Below are 17,750 nucleotides of genomic sequence, written 5' to 3' on the forward strand. Positions count from 1 at the left end.
GTCTGCGACCGGACCGCTCATGAACACCACAGCTACGCCCGTCGAGGTGATCGACGGCCCGCGCCACGGCCTTGGCTTCACGGAATTTGTCGTGATCGTCGCCGCACTGATGGCGCTGAACGCCCTCGCCATCGACGTCATGCTCCCCGCGCTCGGCGATATCGGCCGTGCCTTCGCCATCTCAGATCCCAACGAACGCCAGAAGATCGTCATCGTCTATCTGATCGGCTTCGGCTCCGCACAGCTCGTCTGCGGTCCTTTGTCGGACCGCTTCGGCCGGCGCCCCGTCCTGCTCGGCGGGCTCACCCTTTATGCCCTCGCCGGGCTTCTCAGCGTCTTCGCCCCGAACATGGAGCAGATGCTGCTTGCCCGTCTGCTGCAGGGCATCGGATGCGCCGCCCCGCGCGTGGTGGCGCTGTCGGCCGTGCGCGACTGCTATTCCGGCCCGCGCATGGGCAAGGTCATGTCGCTGGTCATGATGGTGTTCATGAGCGTGCCTGTGATCGCACCGTCCATCGGACAGTTGATCCTCTTCGTCGCGCCCTGGCGGGCCATCTTCCTGATGCTCACCTTCGGCGGCTTCGCCATGCTCGGCTGGTGCCTGCTGCGGCTGCGCGAGACGCTTCCCGTGGAGGAGCGCCGGCCGCTTTCCGTCGGCACCGTACTCGGCGCCTATCGCACCACGCTCGCCACCCGCACCACCTTCGGCTACATGTTGGCGACGACGCTGATCTTCGGCGCACTGTTCTCCTTCATCGCCTCTGCTCAGCAGGTCTATGTCGACCTGTTCGGCCTCGGCGCCGCCTTCCCGCTCGTCTTCGCGATGATGGGACTGGCGCTCGCGGCCTCGTCCTTCCTCAGCGCCTCGCTGGTGGAGCGCATCGGCCTGCGCCCGCTGTCGCACTGGGCGCTGGTCGCCTACGCGCTGCTCAACATCGTGCAGGTGGTCGCCGCGCTGACCTTCGGCTCGAACTTCTATGTCTTCACCGGCCTTCTGGTGCTTGGCGTCTTCTCCTTCGGGCTGATCGGTCCGAGCTTCAATGCCATCGCGATGGAGCCGCTCGGCCATATCGCCGGCGCCGCATCCGCCATGCTCGGCTTCGTCACCACCAGCGGCGGGGCGGCGCTCGGCTTCCTGGTCTCCAGCCGCTTCGACGGGTCGGTGCTGCCGCTCACTCTCGGCTTCGCCTGCTTCGCCCTGTCGGGTCTTGCTGTCGTCGCCTGGACCGAGCGCGGACGGATGTTCACCGTCTAGAGGCGCAAGATCCGGTTCCGAAACGCAAAAGGGCGGCCAAACGGCCGCCCTTCGCATATTCCGCGGTGAGATCCGAGGGGATCTCAGCCGGCAGCGGCGATCTTCGCCGCGGCCTTCGGCTGCACCTCGACGTGATAGTCTTCCATCAAGGTCTTGGTGATCGCATCGACGGTGAACGTGTACGGACCGACCTCGGAAACCGGGGTCACTTCCGCCGCCGTGCCGGTGAGGAAGCAGGCCTCGAAGCCCTCCATCTCGTCCGGCAGGATCGCCCGCTCGATCACCTCGAAGCCGCGCCGCTTGGCCAGGTCGATGACCGTGCGGCGGGTGATACCGTCGAGGAAGCAATCCGGCTTCGGCGTGTGGATCTTGCCGTCCTTCACGAAGAAGACGTTGGCACCGGTCGCCTCGGCGACCTGGCCGCGCCAGTCGAGCATCAGGGCATCGGCATAGCCCTTGCGCTCGGCCTCGTGCTTGGAGATCGTGCAGATCATGTAGAGGCCGGCCGCCTTGGAGCGCGAGGGGGCCGTCATCGGGTCCGGACGGCGATAGGCCGCCATGTCGAGACGGATGCCCTTCAGCCGCTCTTCCGGCTTGAAGTAGCTCGGCCACTCCCAGGCGGCAATCGCCAGGTGAATGGTGTTGGACTGGGCCGACACGCCCATCATCTCGCTGCCGCGCCAGGCCACCGGACGGACGTAAGCGTCGACCAGGTTGCCCTTGGCCAGCAGTTCGCGCGTCGCCTGGTTGATGGTTTCGGCGCTGTAGGGAATCTCGAAACCGAGAATACGGGCCGACTCGTGCAGGCGCTCGGTGTGCTCGCCGAGCTTGAACACCTCGCCGCCATAGGCGCGCTCGCCCTCGAAGACACTGCTGGCATAGTGCAGGCCGTGGCTCAGTACGTGGAGCTTGGCCTCGGCCCAGGGCACGAACACGCCATCATACCAGATGTGGCCTTCGCGTTGGTCAAAGGGCAGCTGCGCCATATGAACTACTCCCGAAACAGGCAACGGGCTCGATCCCGTTTGCGTTTGAATGAGATACCGGTCCGGCCGGCACCGTCAGGACTGCAATGTGGTTCCGTCTCGCGGCTTTGCGCGGCTCGTCAACTGTTTGTATGGTGACGGGCCGCTTGGCGCCTGAACACGCACGACACCGGAGTCGCACGCCTAGCCCGGAAAGCCGCGTTCTGCAACGCCTACGGACAACATCTACCATGCTTGAAGGGCGATGACGTACGATCGTTTCGCTGCAGACTGGATACGTGTAACAATCGGTCGGAAATAAGTCAATATGGCTGACGTAAATTTCTCGCAGGGCGCGAAACAGGGCCAGTCGGCCACCTCGGCGGAGATCCCCATCGACCTCATCGAGCTGCTGTTCTTCGCCTATCGCGACTTCACCGCGGATCCGGATGCGGCACTTGCCGAATTCGGTTTCGGGCGGGCCCATCACCGCGTGCTGCACTTTGTCAGCCGCAATCCGGGCCTGCGCGTCACCGACCTGCTGGCGATTCTCAAGATCACCAAGCAGAGCCTTGCCCGGGTACTGAAACAGCTGGTGGAGGAGGGCTATATCCTGCAGGAACCTGGCCCCCAGGACCGCCGCGAACGACTGCTCTTTCCGACAGTCGAGGGAGAGCAGCTGGCGGCTCGCCTCACCGACCTGCAGTCCCGCCGCATCCGCCGGGCGCTCGGTGCCATGCCGGCCGAGAGCCACGATATCGCCCGCCAGTTCCTGTACCATATGATCGATCCGGATCAGCGCGGCGACGTTGCCCGCCTGATTGACCGGCCGGCCCAGACGAGGGTGAGCCCGTGACGACCGACAGCATCGAGACCCAGGCCACCACCGGGACGCCGCCGGCCGCAAATCTGCAGGACGATGCGCCGCACCTGTTGCTGGTGGACGACGACACCCGCATCCGCACCCTGCTGAAGCGCTTCCTGACCGAACACGGCTTCCGCATCACGGTGGCCGCCTCGGCAGCCGAGGCGCGCCGGCGCCTGAACGGGCTGGCCTTCGATCTGCTGGTGGTCGACGTCATGATGCCGGGCGAGAGCGGGCTGGAACTCGCCGCCGACCTGCACGCCCGTTCCGACGTGCCGATCCTGATGCTGACGGCCCGCTCCGACGCCGCCGACCGGATCGCCGGACTGGAAGCGGGCGCCGACGACTATCTGGTCAAGCCGTTCGAGCCGCGCGAGCTGCTGCTGCGCATCCGTGCGATCCTGCGCCGGCGCTCCACTCCGGAAGTTCCCGAGCCGACCGATATCCGCTTCGGGCCTTACGTTTTCGATGCCGCGCGCCGGGAGCTTCGCCGCGGGGACGAGGTGATCCGCCTGACCGATCGGGAGAAGGAGATCCTGACGCTCTTCACCGAAAAGCCCAACGAGACCGTGCCGCGCACCGAAATCGTCGGCGACGACAGCGGCCTTGGCGAACGCACCGTCGATGTGCAGATCAACCGGTTGCGGCGCAAGATCGAGACGGATCCCGGCAACCCGCTCTATCTGCAGACCGTGCGCGGCATCGGTTACCGGCTCGTATGCGACTGAGCACACCGTTTCGCGGCGCCCTCGCCCGCCTTGGCGCCTTGCCTCTTCCGGCGGGCCTGCGGCGGATCGGCGAATTGCTGGCAGCTCCTTACCGCGCCCTGGCCGGCGCGCTGTACCGGCGCATGCCGAAAGGCCTTTTCACCCGCACGCTGCTGATCATCATCACCCCACTGGTGGTCATGCAGGCCGTGCTCGCCTTCGTCTTCATGGAGCGGCACTACAATCTCGTCACCCAGCGGCTTTCGGATGCGGTCGTGCGCGACATTGCGATGATCGTGCGACTGACCGAGGCCAGCCGCAGCGAGGAGGAGTTCCAGAAGATCACAGAGATGGCGCGTGCCGACGTCGGGCTTGCCATCACCTTGTTGCCGCCCGAACCGTTGCCGCCACCGCGCCCCAAACCCTTTTTCGACATCCTCGACCGCTATCTGTCGCAGCAGGTCGCGTCCCGGATCGGCAAGCCGTTCTGGATCGACACCGTCGGCCGCTCCAGCTTCGTCGAGCTGCGTATCAAGCTGGAAAACAACGTGCTGCGGGTCATCGCGCGTCGCAGCCAGACCTACGCGTCCAATTCGCATCTCTTCATCGTGTGGATGGTATCGACCTCGCTCGTCCTGGTGATCCTGGCCATGCTTTTCCTGCGCAACCAGACCCGCCCGGTGGAACGGCTGGCCAATGCGGCGGAGAGCTTCGGCAAGGGGCGGCCGATCGAGGATTTCCGCCCCAGTGGCGCGCGAGAGGTGCGCCGCGCCGCCCAGGCCTTCATTGAAATGCGGCGGCGGATCGAGCGCCAGATCGAGCAGCGCACGGCGATGCTGGCCGGCGTCAGCCACGACCTCAGAACCATCCTGACGCGCTTTCGGCTGCAGCTCGCGCTCTTCCCCGACAGCGAGGAAGTGCGCGCCCTACAGCGCGACGTCGACGAGATGAAGACGATGCTGGAGGACTACCTCGCCTTCGCCCGCGGCGAGGGAGACGAGCAGGCCCACCCCACCGATATCGGCCTGCTGTTCGAGGAATTGGAGGCGGAAGCCGAGATTCTCGGCGCCTCGGTGTCCTCGCACCTTCAAGGCCCTGCCGAGGTGACCTTGCGGCCAAGCGCCTTCAAGCGGGCGCTGACCAACCTGGTCACCAATGCGGCCCGGCATGGCAGCCGGCTCACCATCGAGGGGCGCAATGCAGATGGCTGGCTGACGATCACCATCGACGACGACGGCCCCGGCATCCCGGCCGAGGAGCTGGAAAACGTGTTCCGCCCCTTCTACCAGCTCGATCAGGCGCGCAACCGCGACAGCGGCGGCAGCGGCCTCGGGCTTGCCATCGCCCGCGACATTGCCCGCGCCCATGGCGGGGACATCGTGCTCGGCGACAGCGAAACGCTGGGCGGCTTGCGCGCCCGCGTCCGCATCCCGGTCTAGGTCGCGGACGCGGGCACGTCCTTAGTACAGACGGCCGCCGAGCGGCACGTCCTTGTCGGGCACCAGCAGCACGACCTCGCCATCCGCATCCGGAACACCGAGCGTCAGGACTTCCGACATCATCGGTCCGATCTGGCGCGGCGGAAAGTTGACGACCGCCATCACCTGGCGACCGACCAGCTCTTCCGGCGTGTAGTGGCGGGTGATCTGGGCGCTGGACTTCTTGAGGCCGATCTCGGCGCCGAAATCGATCATCAGCTTGATCGCCGGCTTGCGCGCCTCGGGAAAGGGCGCGGCCTCGACAATACGGCCGACGCGGATGTCGACCTTGAGGAATTCATCAAAGGAAATGGCCGGCGAAGCGGCCGCATGGTCTTTCGTCATGGTGGATAATGTCCTGGACGACAGTAGGCGGGAACGTGAAAGCCCGCGCGGACCTTTCGGTCGGCGCGGGAGGGGCGCGGCGCTCCCGCTACCTTAGTCGTCAGGCTGCGTTCGGGGAAGCCCCGGAGGGGGCAGCAGCCTCATCCCCGGCATCTGCCGTGCCGGGCGGCGGTGTCTCCTGCCGCGCACCGCGCTCGCGCGCCCTCGACAGGAACGGCTTCAGGAAGCGGCTCACCCGGTCGAGCCGGCCCATCCACACCTCGCCTTCGTCGAGCTGGCGGGCGAGCGCCGACATGGTACGGGCAAGGCCGGGATCCTTGTCGTCCAGCCACACATCGACGACGCGGGCAAAAGCCACGACAAGCGCTTGCGACATGACCGCAGCGCGCGGCCCGGCCGCCGGAATGCCCGCCGCCGTCAGCATCCAGCGCTGCGAGGTGACGGCCTCGCGGTTGATCTTGAGCGCCAGCTGCGGATCGCGCTGCACCGCCTTTCGCAGGGCGCGGATGGCATCCTTGTGAGGAGACAGGGTGTCCAGCCGCGTCATCAGCACGTCGAACAATCGCTCGCGCGCCGGTTCGCCCTCCATGTCCGGATCGATGGCATCGAGGACCTTCTGGTCCACATCGGACAGGAACGCCCTCAGGCATGCCGTCTTGCCGGGAAACTCCGCACGCAGCACGGACAGCTTGACGCCCGCCTCGCGCGCGACATCCGCCATCTCAAAGCCGTGCCAGCCCTTGTCGCCCAGGAGCGAAAGGAAGCTCGCGACGATCTTCTGCCTGGTTTTCGCGGTGGCCATGCTCATCTCCGGATCACGTGTGACCGCGTTTCAGCCGCAGCTGCGACAGGCCGGTCACGAACACCTGATGAAGATGTAGGAAACCCGGAGCGACTTTTCGAGCCTTGGCGGAAGAAAGCAGATGCGGCGGCGCAAGGCCGGCTGTTCAGCCGGCCAGCTCCTGCGAGCGCTTGCGCGCGGCCGCCACGGCCTTGTCCATCACCGGCTGCAGGCCGCTTTCCGGCTCCATCAGCACGGCGAGCGCGGCAGCGGTCGTCCCGTTCGGCGACGTGACGTTCTGGCGCAGCTCCGCTGCCGGCAGATCGGAGCGATACAGCAGCTCCCCTGCGCCGCACACGGTCTGGCGGGCGATACGCATCGCCAGGTCTTCCGGCAGGCCGGCCTTGACGCCGGCAGCGGCCAGCGCCTCGGTCAGGTAGAAGACATAGGCAGGGCCCGAACCGCTGACGGCGGTCACGGCATCGATCTGCTCTTCCTGCTCGATCCAGTCGGAAGCGCCGATGGCCGAAAGCAGCGCATCGACAGTCGCCCGCTGATCTCCGTCGGTGCGGTCGTTGGCATAGGCAACGCTCATGCCGCGGCCGACCTGGGACGGGGTGTTCGGCATGACGCGAACGATCGCCACATCGCCGAAGGCCTTGCGGAACGCCGCGACCGGCGTCCCGGCAGCGACCGAGACCACCAGCGTGTCCGCATCGACGGCGGGCGCCAGGCTCGGCAGCACGCTTTCCATGATCTGCGGCTTCAGGGCCACCAGCAGTACGCCGGCCTTCAGCCCTTCGGTGACGGCCTCCGCATGGCGGATACCGGACCTGGCCACCATATCGAGCAACTCGGCCGAGGGCTTCGGATCGACGACGAGAACGGATTCCGGCTCGGTGCCGGCAGCAAGCCAGCCCGACAGCATCGCGCCACCCATCTTGCCGGCTCCGACAAGGACGAGCGGACGCTCCTTCGAAAAACTCATGCTTCCCCCGCGGTTTCGAACAAGGCGGTGTCGATTGCCTCGGAGGCGCTTTTACCCGCCCAGACCACGAACTGGAAGGCCTGGTAGTAGCGCTCGCAGGAGTCGAGCGCGTTGGTGAGCAATCCCTCGATCTGCTTGGACGTCGCCTCGGCACCGCCGGCAAGCAGCAGCGACTGGCGGAAGATCACCACGCCTTCTCGGTTCCACAGGTCGAAATGCCCCATCCACAGCTGCTCGTTGACGAGCGCCAGCAGGCGCACGACCTCGGTGCGGCGCGGATCCGGCACCTTTAGATCGAAGGCGCAGGCCAGATGCAGCGCCTCCAGGTCCTCCATCCAGGAGAACGAGACGTGATAGTCGCACCAGTGGCCGGCAACGGAAATCGTGATCTCCTCGTCGCAGGAGCGCTCGAAGGACCAGTCGTTGATGGCGGCGATGTGCTCGATCGTGTCGACGGGGTTGGCGGGCCGTTCGAAGTCGATGTCGATGAGGCTCATGGGAGGTTCCTCTCGGCTTGCGGGCCATGCGCGGCGCTGCCCCAGCGCGTGGCCACCGTGTCGGTCCGCAGGGTGCTGGCCTGCCGCGAGCGAATGTCCGCGAGCCGCGATGACTGTTCGTGCCCCTCGGCATCGCCGTCCCGCGAATCTCCGCCTGACTTCAGTATATAGGGAGAACTTATTTCAAGGATATGTTCACTTTTCCTTTACGGATTTGAAGCTGTGGACGGCGAGCTGCCGCTACGGCTTTCTCCGCACCCGGCGAAAGACGCCGGGTGATCATCCTGCACCGATTCGCTCGTGCCGCCTCAGCCTCAGTCGTCTGCGGCTTTCGGCTTGGTCGAGCGCGGCTTGGCCGTCGGCGTCTCCAGCGCGGCGATGCGTGCCTCGAGCTCGTCGATCCGGTCGAGCGCACGTGCCGCCATATCCTTCACGACATCGTGTTCTTCGCGCTTGACCAGGTCCATGTCGGCCAGAAACCGCTCGGCCTGTGCCCGGAAGGCGGTCTCCACCTCGCGCCGCGCGCCCTGGGCGACACCGGCCATGTCCGTCATCAGCTTGGCGAAATCGTCGAGAACCCGGTTCGGTCCCTGTGTCATGGCCAGTCCTTCTCTGCTGCCGGCCCATCGGGCCGTGTCGTACTTTCTCCTAGGTAGTGCGCTTTTGTGCGCGACGAAACACCCCATCTCGGAGAAATCGCCGCAGCCTTGACGCACGCGGCCCGGAGCGGCAACGTCGCGCCGCATGTCGTGCCGGTCCGCCGGCCAGCCGGAGCCCCCATGCCGATCCTTGCCCTGCCCTTCCCCGCCATCGATCCCGTGCTGATCGAGCTCGGCCCCTTCGCGATCCGCTGGTACGCGCTCGCCTATATCGCCGGGCTGCTGCTCGGCTGGCGCTACATGCGCGGCCTCGTCTCCCGCGACGAATTGTGGGGCCGGACACCTCGCCCGTCCCTGCTCGATGTCGACGATTTCGTCGTCTATGCGACGATCGGCACGATCCTCGGCGGACGGCTCGGCTACGTGCTGTTCTATTCGCCCGGCTACTACCTGCAGAATCCTCTGGATATCCTCCAGGTCTGGACAGGCGGCATGTCCTTCCACGGCGGCTTCCTCGGCGTCGTCGTCGCCATGATCGTCTTCGCCTGGCGACGCGGCATCCCGCTTTGGACGCTGTTCGACCTCGCCGGCGCCGTCGCGCCCATCGGCCTGTTCTTCGGACGCCTTGCCAACTTCATCAATGGCGAACTCTGGGGCCGGGTCACCGACGTGCCCTGGGCCTTCGTCTTTCCCGGCGCGGGGCCTGATCCCCGCCATCCGAGCCAGCTTTACGAAGCCGCGCTCGAAGGCCTGCTGCTGCTCGTCGTCGCCCGCATCGTGGTGCTGCGCGGCGGCTTCCGCCGGCCGGGCCTCGTTGCCGGTACCTTTGCACTCGGCTACGGCCTGTCGCGCTCCTTCGTCGAGTTCTTCCGGGTGCCGGACGCCCATATCGGCTATCTCGGGCCGGGCCTGACGATGGGCATCCTGCTGTCGCTGCCGATGATCGCTGCCGGCCTGTGGGCCATCGCCCGGGCACTACGCAAGCCGCCCGCCGACGCCGACGCAACACCGGGCGGGCCTGCGTGACGTCCCCCGAACCGCAAGCGACACCGCTCGGCGCACGCATCCGCGCGCTGATCGAGGCGAGTGGCCCCATGTCCGTCTTCGACTTCATGGGCCTTTGCCTCGCCGATCCCGAGCATGGCTACTACATGCAGGCCGAACCTTTCGGAGCGGATGGCGACTTCATCACCGCGCCGGAGGTCAGCCAGTTCTTCGGCGAACTGGTCGGCGCCTGGGTCGTCCAGACCCATGCCGCCCTCGGCAGCCCGAAACCCTGCCATCTCGTCGAGCTCGGGCCCGGCCGCGGCACCTTGATGGCAGACATGCTGCGTGTCGCCGCCCTGCGCCCGGCCTTTCGCGAGGCAGCTTCTCTGCATCTGGTGGAGACCAGCCGGCGGCTGCGCGCCGTCCAGCGCACCACCCTGGGCGAGGCGGGAGCACGCACCCACTGGCACGACCGGATCGCCGACCTGCCCATGGACGCGCCGCTGATCGTCGTCGCCAACGAGTTCTTCGACGCCCTGCCCGTACGCCAGTATGTCAGGACCGCGCAGGGCTGGCGCGAGCGGGCCGTCGGTCTCGACGCCAGCCGCGCCCTGCACTTCGTCGCCGGCACCGGCAGCCTCGATCCCGGCTCGCTGCCGGCCGATCTTGCCGGTGCGGCAGAAGGCGCGATCCTGGAGACCCAGCCGCTCGCCAATGCGCTGATGGAGGAGCTTGCCGCCCGCATCGCCCGGCAGGGCGGCGCCCTGCTCGCCATCGATTACGGCTATGCCCGCGCCGCCACCGGCGAGACGCTGCAGGCCCTGCGCGCCCATCGCCATGTCCCGGTTCTCGCAGAACCGGGCCGGGCCGATCTCACCGCCCATGTGAACTTCGAGGCGCTGGCCCGCGCCGCCCGGACCGGCGGACTGCACCCGCGCCCGCTGATGACGCAGGGCGACTTCCTGCTCCGCCTCGGCCTGCTGGAGCGCGCCGGCCAGGTCGGCGCGGGCCGGTCTCCGGAAGAGCAGGAGCGCATCCGCGGCGAGGTCGAGCGGCTGGCAGCGCCCCAGGAGATGGGCGAGCTGTTCAAGGTGCTGGCGGTGGCACCAGATGATGCCGCGCTGCCGCTCTTCGATGGCGTTTGACAGCGGCTCCGCTTCAACCCACCATCCCGGCAAACTTACTCCCGCCACGAAACAGGCTGACAGGCCCCATGCTCACCTCCCCGGATCTTGCCGGCCTCCCCGGTATCTCGCACGGCTTCTTCACCCGGCAGGGCGGCGTCTCCGGCGGCATCTACGCCTCGCTCAACATCGGTCTCGGCTCGCAGGACGAGCGCGCCGCCGTCCTTGAAAACCGCACCCGCGTCGCCAGTCTGATGGGCGTTGCTCCGGGGGCCCTGCTCTCGCCCTACCAGCACCATTCTCCGGACGCGATCGTGGTCGATGCCCCTTGGGAAGCCGGCGCGCAGCCGCGCGGCGATGCGCTGGTGACCGATCGGCCCGGCATCGCGCTCGGCATCTCCACCGCCGACTGCGGCCCGGTGCTCTTCGCCGATCCGCAGGCCCGCGTCATCGGCGCGGCCCATGCCGGCTGGCGCGGTGCGTTTACCGGCGTCCTCGAGGCAACGCTTGCCGCCATGCAGCAGCTGGGAGCACGCAACGAGCGGGTCGTCGCCGTGCTCGGCCCGACGATCTCGAAGGAGAATTACGAAGTCGGCGAGGAATTCGTCACCCGCTTTCTCGAGGCGGACACCGCCAACCAGCGCTTCTTCTCTCCCTCGGAAAACGCCGGCCATGCGATGTTCGACCTGCCGGCCTACATCCTGGCGCGGCTGCAGGCGGCAGGTGTGGCAATCGCCGCCAATCTCGACCGCTGCACCTATGCGCAGGAGGACCTGTTCTTCTCCTACCGCCGCGCCACCCATCGCGGCGAGCCGGATTACGGCCGCCTCGTCTCCGCCATCACCCTCTCGGGAAGCTGATCCATGTCGCTCGCCTTCACGCGGGAGGAGTATGCCTCCCGGCTGGACGCCCTTCGCACCCGCATGACTGAGACCGGCCATGACGCCATGCTGCTCTTCGCACAAGAGAGCATGTTCTGGCTGACCGGCTACGACACGTTCGGCTTCTGCTTCTTCCAGTCGATGGTGGTGACCCGCGACGGGGCCATCGTCCTGCTCACCCGTTCGGCGGACCTTCGCCAGGCGCAGATCACCTCGGTCCTGGACGATATCCGCGTGTGGGAGGATCGTGACGGCGCCTCTCCGGTGCTGCAGCTGCGCGACCTGCTCGCGGAACTGGGTCTTGGCGGCGCGCGCATCGGCGTCGAATACGACACCCACGGCATGACCGGCCGCATCGCCATCGATATTGCGACGCTGATGTCCGACTTCGCGCGCCTGGAGGACGCCTCCATGGTCGTCCAGCGCCTGCGGGCAGTAAAGTCGCCGGCCGAGATCGCCTATGTCCGCCGTGCGGCCAGCCTGACCGATGCCGCCTATGAGGCCGCGCTGCCGCTGATCAAGGAGGGTGCGCGCGAGGGCGAGATCCTCGCCGCCATGCAGGGCGCGGTCTTTGCCGGCGACGGCGACTATCCGGGCAACGAGTTCATCATCGGCTCCGGGCCCGAGGCCCTGCTGTGCCGCTACCAGACCGGCCGCCGGGTGCTGGACCGCAACGACCAGCTGACGCTGGAATGGGCTGGCGCCTTCCGCCGCTACCATGTTGCCGCCATGCGCACGGTCATCGTCGGCGAACCGACCGGCCGGCACGTGGCTCTTTACGAGGCGGCCCGCGCCGCGCTTGCCGCGGTCGAGGAGTGCCTCGTTCCGGGCCGCACCTTCGGCGAGGTCTTCGAGGCCCATGCCCGCGAGATCGACGCGCGCGGGGAAGGCGCTCACCGGCTCAATGCCTGCGGCTATTCGCTGGGCGCACGGTTCGCGCCCAGCTGGATGGACTGGCCGATGGCCTATCGTGCGAATCCGGCGAGGATCGTGCCCGGCATGGTCATCTTCACGCATATGATCCTGATGGATTCGGACAGCGGCGCAGCCATGTCGCTCGGCCAGACCTACCTGACGCATGAGGGGCGCGCGGAGTGTCTTTCCAAGCTCCCCCTCGACCTGCCGGTCAAGGCGGGCTAAACGAAGAAACCTGAAACCGGTGCCGCGGACGCCAAGAGGCGCGTTCGATCCGCGGCCGGGCAAGGACCGATGACGGACACGGGGACCAGCAAGGCCAGATGAACGCGTTCCATTTCACCAGAAAAACCGTTCTGCGTGCCGCCGCGCCGGCATTCGCGCTCCTGCTGGCCGCCTGCGCCGGCAATCCCGTTCCCCCCGCCTATGTCTCCGATACACGGACACAGGCCTCGGCAACGCCCGTGCCCAGCGTCCCGGCCGACCAGGCGACCTTCGCCTTCGAGCCCTTCACCGGCGCTCCCGGCAACATCGCCGACGCCCTTTCGCGCCAGATCGGCGCCGAGGCGCGCAACCAGAATCTTCGCCTCGTCCGCCGCGTCGGGGCTCCCGCGACCTACCGCATCAACGGCTATCTGTCCGCCTCCGGCGACCAGTCGCAGACGACGCTCTTCTATGTGTTCGACGTCGTCGATGCCGGCGGCAACCGGCTCACCCGCATCGTCGGTCAGGAATCGGCCCCCGGTTCCTCCGGCGATCCGTGGTCGGGCATCGACGATGAGGCGCTGAACCGGGCTGCCCGCCGTTCCATCGCAGAACTGGCCGCCTGGCTGCGCCGTTGAGCGCGCCGAACGCCCAAATCAAGGAAAAATAGCCGACAGGTGCACTGGCCGGTTGTGCAAGGCGGGAGGCGTTGTTAAAACGCCGCCGCCTGTAGGAGGAAGGCTCGCCAATGCCGGACTCCGGTCTGGCCTGCCGCGCTTCGACCTAGGCCACGAAAGAAGACCAGACAGACCACCGTGTGACCCTGTCGTGCCGGCGCTGCGTTCCCCGTGCGGCGGCGGACCCAAGAAAGGACTTGCGGGCCATGAAGATCGTCGCGGGCAATTCCAATCGCGCGCTTGCAGAGGAAATCTCGTCCTATCTCGGGGCGCCCCTGGCAAAGTGTCAGGTGCGCCGTTTCGCCGACCAGGAGATTTTCGTCGAACTGCAGGAAAACGTGCGCGGCGAGGACGTTTTCGTCCTGCAGTCGACCAGCTTTCCCGCCAATGACCACCTGATGGAGCTGCTGATCGTCATCGACGCTCTGCGCCGCTCCTCCGCCAAGCGCATCACTGCGGTCGTGCCGTATTTCGGCTACGCCCGTCAGGATCGCCGCGCATCCGGCCGTACGCCGATCTCGGCCAAGCTGGTTGCCAACCTGATCACCCATGCCGGAGCCCACCGCGTGCTGACGCTGGACCTGCATGCCGGCCAGATCCAGGGCTTCTTCGACATCCCGACCGACAACCTGTTTGCCGCTCCGGTGATGACCCGCGACATCAAGGAGCGCTACTCGACGGACAACGTCATGGTCGTCTCCCCGGATGTCGGCGGCGTGGTGCGCGCCCGCGCGCTCGCCAAGCGCATCGACGCGCCGCTGGCGATCGTCGACAAGCGCCGCGACAAGCCTGGCGAGTCGGAAGTCATGAACATCATCGGCGACCCGTCGGGCCGCGACTGCATTCTGGTCGACGACATCGTCGATTCCGGCGGTACCTTGTGCAACGCCGCCGAGGCGCTGCTCGCTCAGGGCGCCAAGTCGGTCACCGCCTACATCACCCACGGCGTGCTGTCCGGCGGTGCGGTTGCCCGCGTGTCCTCGTCCAAGCTTAAGGAACTGGTCATCACCAATTCCATCGAGCCGACCGCAGCGGTCCTCGCCGCGCCGAACATCCGCACCATCTCCATCGCCCCGCTCATGGGCGAGGCGATCTCGCGCACCGCGCTCGAGCAGTCGGTGTCCAGCCTGTTCGGCTGACGGCAACGAAACAGCCGAAGATCTCTCGAATGCCCGGAGCCCTGCTCCGGGCATTTTCGTTTGACCTTCCCCCTGCTGGAAGGGCCACACTCGGGACGTTTCAACGCAAGGTCAGGAGACTTCCCGTGAAAGCGCGTCTTGCAAGCACACTCCTCGTTCTCGGTTCGCTGATGGCCGCCTATCCGGCCCTTGCCGGCGAAAAGGACATGACCGTGTGGAAGTCGCCATGGTGCGGCTGCTGCGAGGCCTGGAGCGAGGCGATGAAAGCCGCCGGCTACACCGTGCGCATCGAGAATCGCGAGGACCTTGCCCCGATCAAGGCAAAGGCCGGCGTGCCCGCCGACATGGAAGGCTGCCACACCGCGATGATCGACGGCTATTTCCTGGAAGGCCACGTACCGCTCTCGTCCGTGCAGCGTCTGCTGTCGGAGCGCCCCGCCGTTGCCGGACTGGCGGTACCGGGCATGCCGACCGGCTCTCTCGGCATGGGCGAGGACCCCGCGGCCCGCTACGACGTCCACTATGTGCAAAAGGACGGCGGTACCGGCATCTTCGAGGAAGTCGGGGCGCGCTGAGCAGCCTCAGCCGCGCCAGGCCAGCAGCCAGCGCTCGAGCCGGCCGATCAGCCAGCTGACGATCAGGCCGAGCACCGACAGGATCGCGACGCCCGCCAGCAGCTGGTCGGTGGCGAACAGGCTGCCGGCCATCAGGATATAGGCGCCGACGCCGTATTCGGCGCCGATCATTTCGGCCGCCACCAGCAGGATGATGCCGATCGAGGCGGAGATCCTGCAACCCGACAGGATCGCCGGCATGGCGCCCGGCAGGATGATCTTGCGCACGATGGACCACCAGGACAGGCCGAAGGACTGGCCCATGCGCACCAGGGTGCGGTCGACATTGTCGACGCCGCCATAGGTGGCGATGACGGTCGGGAAGAACGAGCCGAAGAGGATCGTCGCGACCTTCGAGCCTTCGCCGATGCCGAACCAGATCACGAACAGCGGCAAGAGGGCAATCTTCGGGATCGGAAACAGCGCCGAGACCAGCGGCAGAAGGCCGGCCCGCGCCAGCGAGAAGAGACCGATGGCGAGCCCGACGGCGATGCCGAGCGCGGTGCCCAGCGTCCAGCCGATCACGAGGCGCTGCAACGAGGCGGAAAGATGCCGCCAGAGCTGCCCCGATTCGACCAGATAGCTGAAGGCCTCGAAGGCCTCGCTCGGGGCCGGCAGCACCAGGTTGCTGATGACGCCGCTGCGCGAACAGGCCTCCCACAGCGCGATGATCGCCAGGAAGACGAGCGGGCCGATCAGCCGGATCGGCGCGGGACGGAATCCGCCCCCGCGATAGGGAACGGGGCGCAGGCCATCGCGCGGCGCCTCGCCGTCGCCGGTTGCCGCGCTGCCGGACGCCTGGTCAAGCGACGTCATGGGCGATCTCCCTGTCGGCGGCGCGCGCCTCGTCGCGCAGGAGCTGCCAGAGCTCGCGCTGCACCGCGTCGAGCTTCGGGTCGCCCGCCTCGCGCTCGCCGAGATCCCGGTCGATCTCCACGATGGTGCGGATACGCCCCGGCCGGCGCGACAGCACGACGATGCGATGGCCGAGCCGCACGGCCTCGGCCAGATTGTGGGTGACGTAGCAGGCGGTGAAGCGCTCGCGCTGCCACAGGGCGACGAGATCGTCCATCAGGAGTTCGCGGGTCTGGCTGTCCAGCGCCGACAGCGGCTCATCCATCAGCATCACCGCCGGGCGCACGCTGAGCGCCCGGGCGATGGCGACGCGCTGCTTCATGCCGCCGGAGAGCTGCCGCGGCAGCGCCTTGCGGAAATCGGAAAGCCCCGTGCGTTCCAGCACGTCGGCGACGATCTCCTCGCGCTCCGCCGCGGACAGCGGATGGTCTTCCAGGACCAGCGAGACATTCGCCTCGACGCTGCGCCAGGGCAGCAGCGCAAAGTCCTGGAAGACATAGGTCAGCGGGTTGAGCGAGCCGGCGGGCACCGGGCCGGCGAGCAGCACCTCTCCCTCGTCCGGCCGTTCCAGCCCGCCGATGAAGCGCAGCAAGGTGGACTTACCGCAACCGGACGGACCGATGATGCACACGATCTCGCCCTCGCTGACCGCAAGGTCGATCCCGCTCAGCACCTCGGTCGCACCATAGCGATGCGTGATCCCGCGCAGCAGGAGATCCATCGGCTGCGTTCCTTGCCTGCCCCAGCTCGTTCCGGCTCAGTTCGTCTCGACGAAGCTCGGATCGACGAGAAGGTCCATCGTCACCGTCTCGGGCACCAGCTTCTCCGACTTGAACCAGTCGAGCTGGTCGGCAATCGAGGTCATGTTGAGCTTGGCGCCCTCGTTGATCCGCATCGCGCCGTTGCGGATGGAGGGGGCCGCCTTCTCGTAGGGCTGGTCGTTGTAGACATACTTGTGCAGCAGCTGCACCAGCGCCTCGGCTTCCTCCTCGCTGGCCGTCTTGTCGATCAGCGCCGCGTTGAAGTCGGCCGCCCCCTTGGAGAAGGCCGCGAGGAAACGCTTGACCAGGTCCGGCTTGTCCTTGGTCATCGTGGTCGAGGTGAAGACCGTCGTCACCTGATAGTCCGGGATGTAGTCGGCGACCATGCCGATCGACTCGATCTCCGGCCCGGCGGCCAGCGGCTTGGCGATATGCGGGACGATGGCCCAGGCGTCGATCTGCCCGGTCTTCAGCGCGCCGATCACCGCGCCGACCTTCTGCAGCGGCCGCAGGGTGATCTCCGAGCGAGCGAAGCCTTCCTTGTCCGCGATCTTGTGGGCGATGTAGTGGAACGAGGAGCCGGTCTGGGTGATGCCGAAGCTCTTGCCCTTCAGCTGTGCCGGCGTGGTCAGGCCGGCATCGAAGGCGGCCTTGGAGACCAGGATCATCTGTCCGTCGACGCCCGGCTCTTCCTGGAGACCGCCGCCGACCACCTTGATCGCGCCCTTCTCGGCCAGGTTGATCAGGCCGCCGGAAATCGCGGTGATGCCGAAATCGACGTCGCCGGAGGCGATGGCCACCGCCATCGGCTGTGCCGCCTGGAAGAACTCGAAATTCACCTCCAGCCCCTCGTCGGCGAAATAGCCGCGCTCGAAGGCGATGAAGCTCGGCGCATGCGAGGTGAAGCGCAACGCCCCGACCGTGATCTCGTCGGCGGCGAAAGCCGTGCCGAGCGGAGCGATGCTCACGCCGGCGGCGATGCCGGCCGCTGCCGCCAGTTTCACGAATCCGCGTTTGGTCAAAGCCCTCATGTCACCCTCCCATATGGCCGGAAGTCCGCTCCGGTCCTGTTCAGTCCGTCGTGCGGACATCTTGCTGATATGTCGGCGCATC

Annotated in this window: 20 protein-coding genes; 11 read left to right on the forward strand and 9 right to left on the reverse strand. The window is 67.1% G+C overall.

Annotated features, from left to right (window positions below):
- The first annotated feature begins 19 nt into the window (after nt 1-19).
- Entirely contained in the window at nt 20-1,255 is a 1,236-nt protein-coding gene (locus tag H7H34_RS16285) for a multidrug effflux MFS transporter (RefSeq protein ID WP_185925797.1), read from the forward strand.
- 83 nt (nt 1,256-1,338) lie between these two features.
- Here the strand turns inward: H7H34_RS16285 and H7H34_RS16290 are convergent, their stop codons facing one another.
- The gene (locus H7H34_RS16290; RefSeq protein WP_185925798.1) at nt 1,339-2,241 is read right to left on the reverse strand and encodes a branched-chain amino acid aminotransferase; all 903 of its coding nucleotides are present in this window, start codon (nt 2,239-2,241) and stop codon (nt 1,339-1,341) included.
- Nucleotides 2,242-2,548: 307 nt separating this feature from the next.
- Between H7H34_RS16290 and H7H34_RS16295 the strand changes: the two genes are divergently transcribed.
- The 3 genes from H7H34_RS16295 to H7H34_RS16305 are packed head-to-tail and all read left to right on the forward strand — an operon-like array spanning nt 2,549 to nt 5,231.
- Complete coding sequence (locus tag H7H34_RS16295) at nt 2,549-3,076, forward strand: MarR family winged helix-turn-helix transcriptional regulator (protein ID WP_120267030.1); 528 nt, start codon at nt 2,549-2,551, stop codon at nt 3,074-3,076.
- Nucleotides 3,077-3,087: 11 nt separating this feature from the next.
- Nucleotides 3,088-3,813, forward strand: coding sequence for a response regulator (locus H7H34_RS16300; RefSeq protein ID WP_120268267.1), 726 nt, complete (start codon nt 3,088-3,090; stop codon nt 3,811-3,813).
- On the forward strand, nt 3,804-5,231 hold the full coding sequence (locus tag H7H34_RS16305) for an ATP-binding protein (protein ID WP_185925799.1): 1,428 nt from the start codon (nt 3,804-3,806) through the stop codon (nt 5,229-5,231). The genes H7H34_RS16300 and H7H34_RS16305 overlap by 10 nt, the downstream gene beginning before the upstream one ends.
- A gap of 21 nt (nt 5,232-5,252) precedes the next feature.
- Here H7H34_RS16305 and H7H34_RS16310 read toward each other — a convergent pair whose 3' ends face one another.
- The 5 genes from H7H34_RS16310 to H7H34_RS16330 all read right to left on the reverse strand — a co-directional run bounded on the left by H7H34_RS16310 (nt 5,253) and on the right by H7H34_RS16330 (nt 8,480).
- Entirely contained in the window at nt 5,253-5,615 is a 363-nt protein-coding gene (locus H7H34_RS16310; RefSeq protein ID WP_120267028.1) for a tRNA-binding protein, read from the reverse strand.
- Nucleotides 5,616-5,715: 100 nt separating this feature from the next.
- Nucleotides 5,716-6,417 (reverse strand): TetR family transcriptional regulator, encoded by a 702-nt coding sequence (locus H7H34_RS16315; RefSeq protein ID WP_185925800.1) that lies wholly within the window; start codon nt 6,415-6,417, stop codon nt 5,716-5,718.
- Between the two features lie 145 nt (nt 6,418-6,562).
- Entirely contained in the window at nt 6,563-7,384 is an 822-nt protein-coding gene (proC, locus tag H7H34_RS16320) for a pyrroline-5-carboxylate reductase (protein ID WP_185925801.1), read from the reverse strand.
- Nucleotides 7,381-7,881, reverse strand: a complete 501-nt coding sequence (locus H7H34_RS16325) for a type III secretion system chaperone family protein (RefSeq protein WP_120267025.1) — start codon at nt 7,879-7,881, stop codon at nt 7,381-7,383. The genes proC and H7H34_RS16325 overlap by 4 nt, the downstream gene beginning before the upstream one ends.
- A gap of 314 nt (nt 7,882-8,195) precedes the next feature.
- The gene (locus H7H34_RS16330) at nt 8,196-8,480 is read right to left on the reverse strand and encodes an accessory factor UbiK family protein (RefSeq protein ID WP_120267024.1); all 285 of its coding nucleotides are present in this window, start codon (nt 8,478-8,480) and stop codon (nt 8,196-8,198) included.
- A 180-nt stretch (nt 8,481-8,660) separates the two neighbouring features.
- Here H7H34_RS16330 and lgt point away from each other — a divergent pair, with 180 nt between their 5' ends.
- The 7 genes from lgt (at nt 8,661) to H7H34_RS16365 (ending at nt 14,982) form a co-directional block, all read left to right on the forward strand.
- A complete protein-coding gene (gene lgt, locus H7H34_RS16335; protein ID WP_185925802.1) occupies nt 8,661-9,506 on the forward strand; it encodes a prolipoprotein diacylglyceryl transferase in 846 nt (281 codons plus the stop codon).
- Nucleotides 9,503-10,612, forward strand: a complete 1,110-nt coding sequence (locus H7H34_RS16340) for a class I SAM-dependent methyltransferase (protein ID WP_371811408.1) — start codon at nt 9,503-9,505, stop codon at nt 10,610-10,612. Before lgt ends, H7H34_RS16340 begins: the two co-directional genes overlap by 4 nt.
- Nucleotides 10,613-10,680: 68 nt before the next feature.
- Entirely contained in the window at nt 10,681-11,451 is a 771-nt protein-coding gene (gene pgeF, locus H7H34_RS16345; RefSeq protein ID WP_185925803.1) for a peptidoglycan editing factor PgeF, read from the forward strand.
- Nucleotides 11,452-11,454: 3 nt separating this feature from the next.
- Nucleotides 11,455-12,612: a M24 family metallopeptidase gene (locus tag H7H34_RS16350; protein ID WP_185925804.1), complete on the forward strand. Its 1,158-nt coding sequence runs from the start codon at nt 11,455-11,457 to the stop codon at nt 12,610-12,612.
- A gap of 98 nt (nt 12,613-12,710) precedes the next feature.
- Nucleotides 12,711-13,229: a hypothetical protein gene (locus H7H34_RS16355; RefSeq protein WP_209006244.1), complete on the forward strand. Its 519-nt coding sequence runs from the start codon at nt 12,711-12,713 to the stop codon at nt 13,227-13,229.
- A 245-nt stretch (nt 13,230-13,474) separates the two neighbouring features.
- Nucleotides 13,475-14,407, forward strand: coding sequence for a ribose-phosphate pyrophosphokinase (locus tag H7H34_RS16360; RefSeq protein WP_120267020.1), 933 nt, complete (start codon nt 13,475-13,477; stop codon nt 14,405-14,407).
- 170 nt (nt 14,408-14,577) lie between these two features.
- Nucleotides 14,578-14,982: a DUF411 domain-containing protein gene (locus tag H7H34_RS16365; protein ID WP_120268264.1), complete on the forward strand. Its 405-nt coding sequence runs from the start codon at nt 14,578-14,580 to the stop codon at nt 14,980-14,982.
- Between the two features lie 6 nt (nt 14,983-14,988).
- On the opposite strand, the gene H7H34_RS16370 is transcribed toward H7H34_RS16365, so the two are convergent.
- The 3 genes from H7H34_RS16370 to H7H34_RS16380 are packed head-to-tail and all read right to left on the reverse strand — an operon-like array spanning nt 14,989 to nt 17,668.
- Nucleotides 14,989-15,837, reverse strand: a complete 849-nt coding sequence (locus H7H34_RS16370; protein ID WP_185925805.1) for an ABC transporter permease — start codon at nt 15,835-15,837, stop codon at nt 14,989-14,991.
- Nucleotides 15,824-16,597, reverse strand: coding sequence for an ABC transporter ATP-binding protein (locus tag H7H34_RS16375; protein WP_120267018.1), 774 nt, complete (start codon nt 16,595-16,597; stop codon nt 15,824-15,826). Before H7H34_RS16375 ends, H7H34_RS16370 begins: the two co-directional genes overlap by 14 nt.
- Nucleotides 16,598-16,633: 36 nt before the next feature.
- Nucleotides 16,634-17,668, reverse strand: coding sequence for an ABC transporter substrate-binding protein (locus H7H34_RS16380; protein WP_185925806.1), 1,035 nt, complete (start codon nt 17,666-17,668; stop codon nt 16,634-16,636).
- Nucleotides 17,669-17,750: the final 82 nt, after the last annotated feature.

Origin of the sequence: Stappia sp. 28M-7 (genome assembly GCF_014252955.1) — a bacterium.
In the GTDB taxonomy this organism is placed as follows: Bacteria; Pseudomonadota; Alphaproteobacteria; order Rhizobiales; family Stappiaceae; genus Stappia.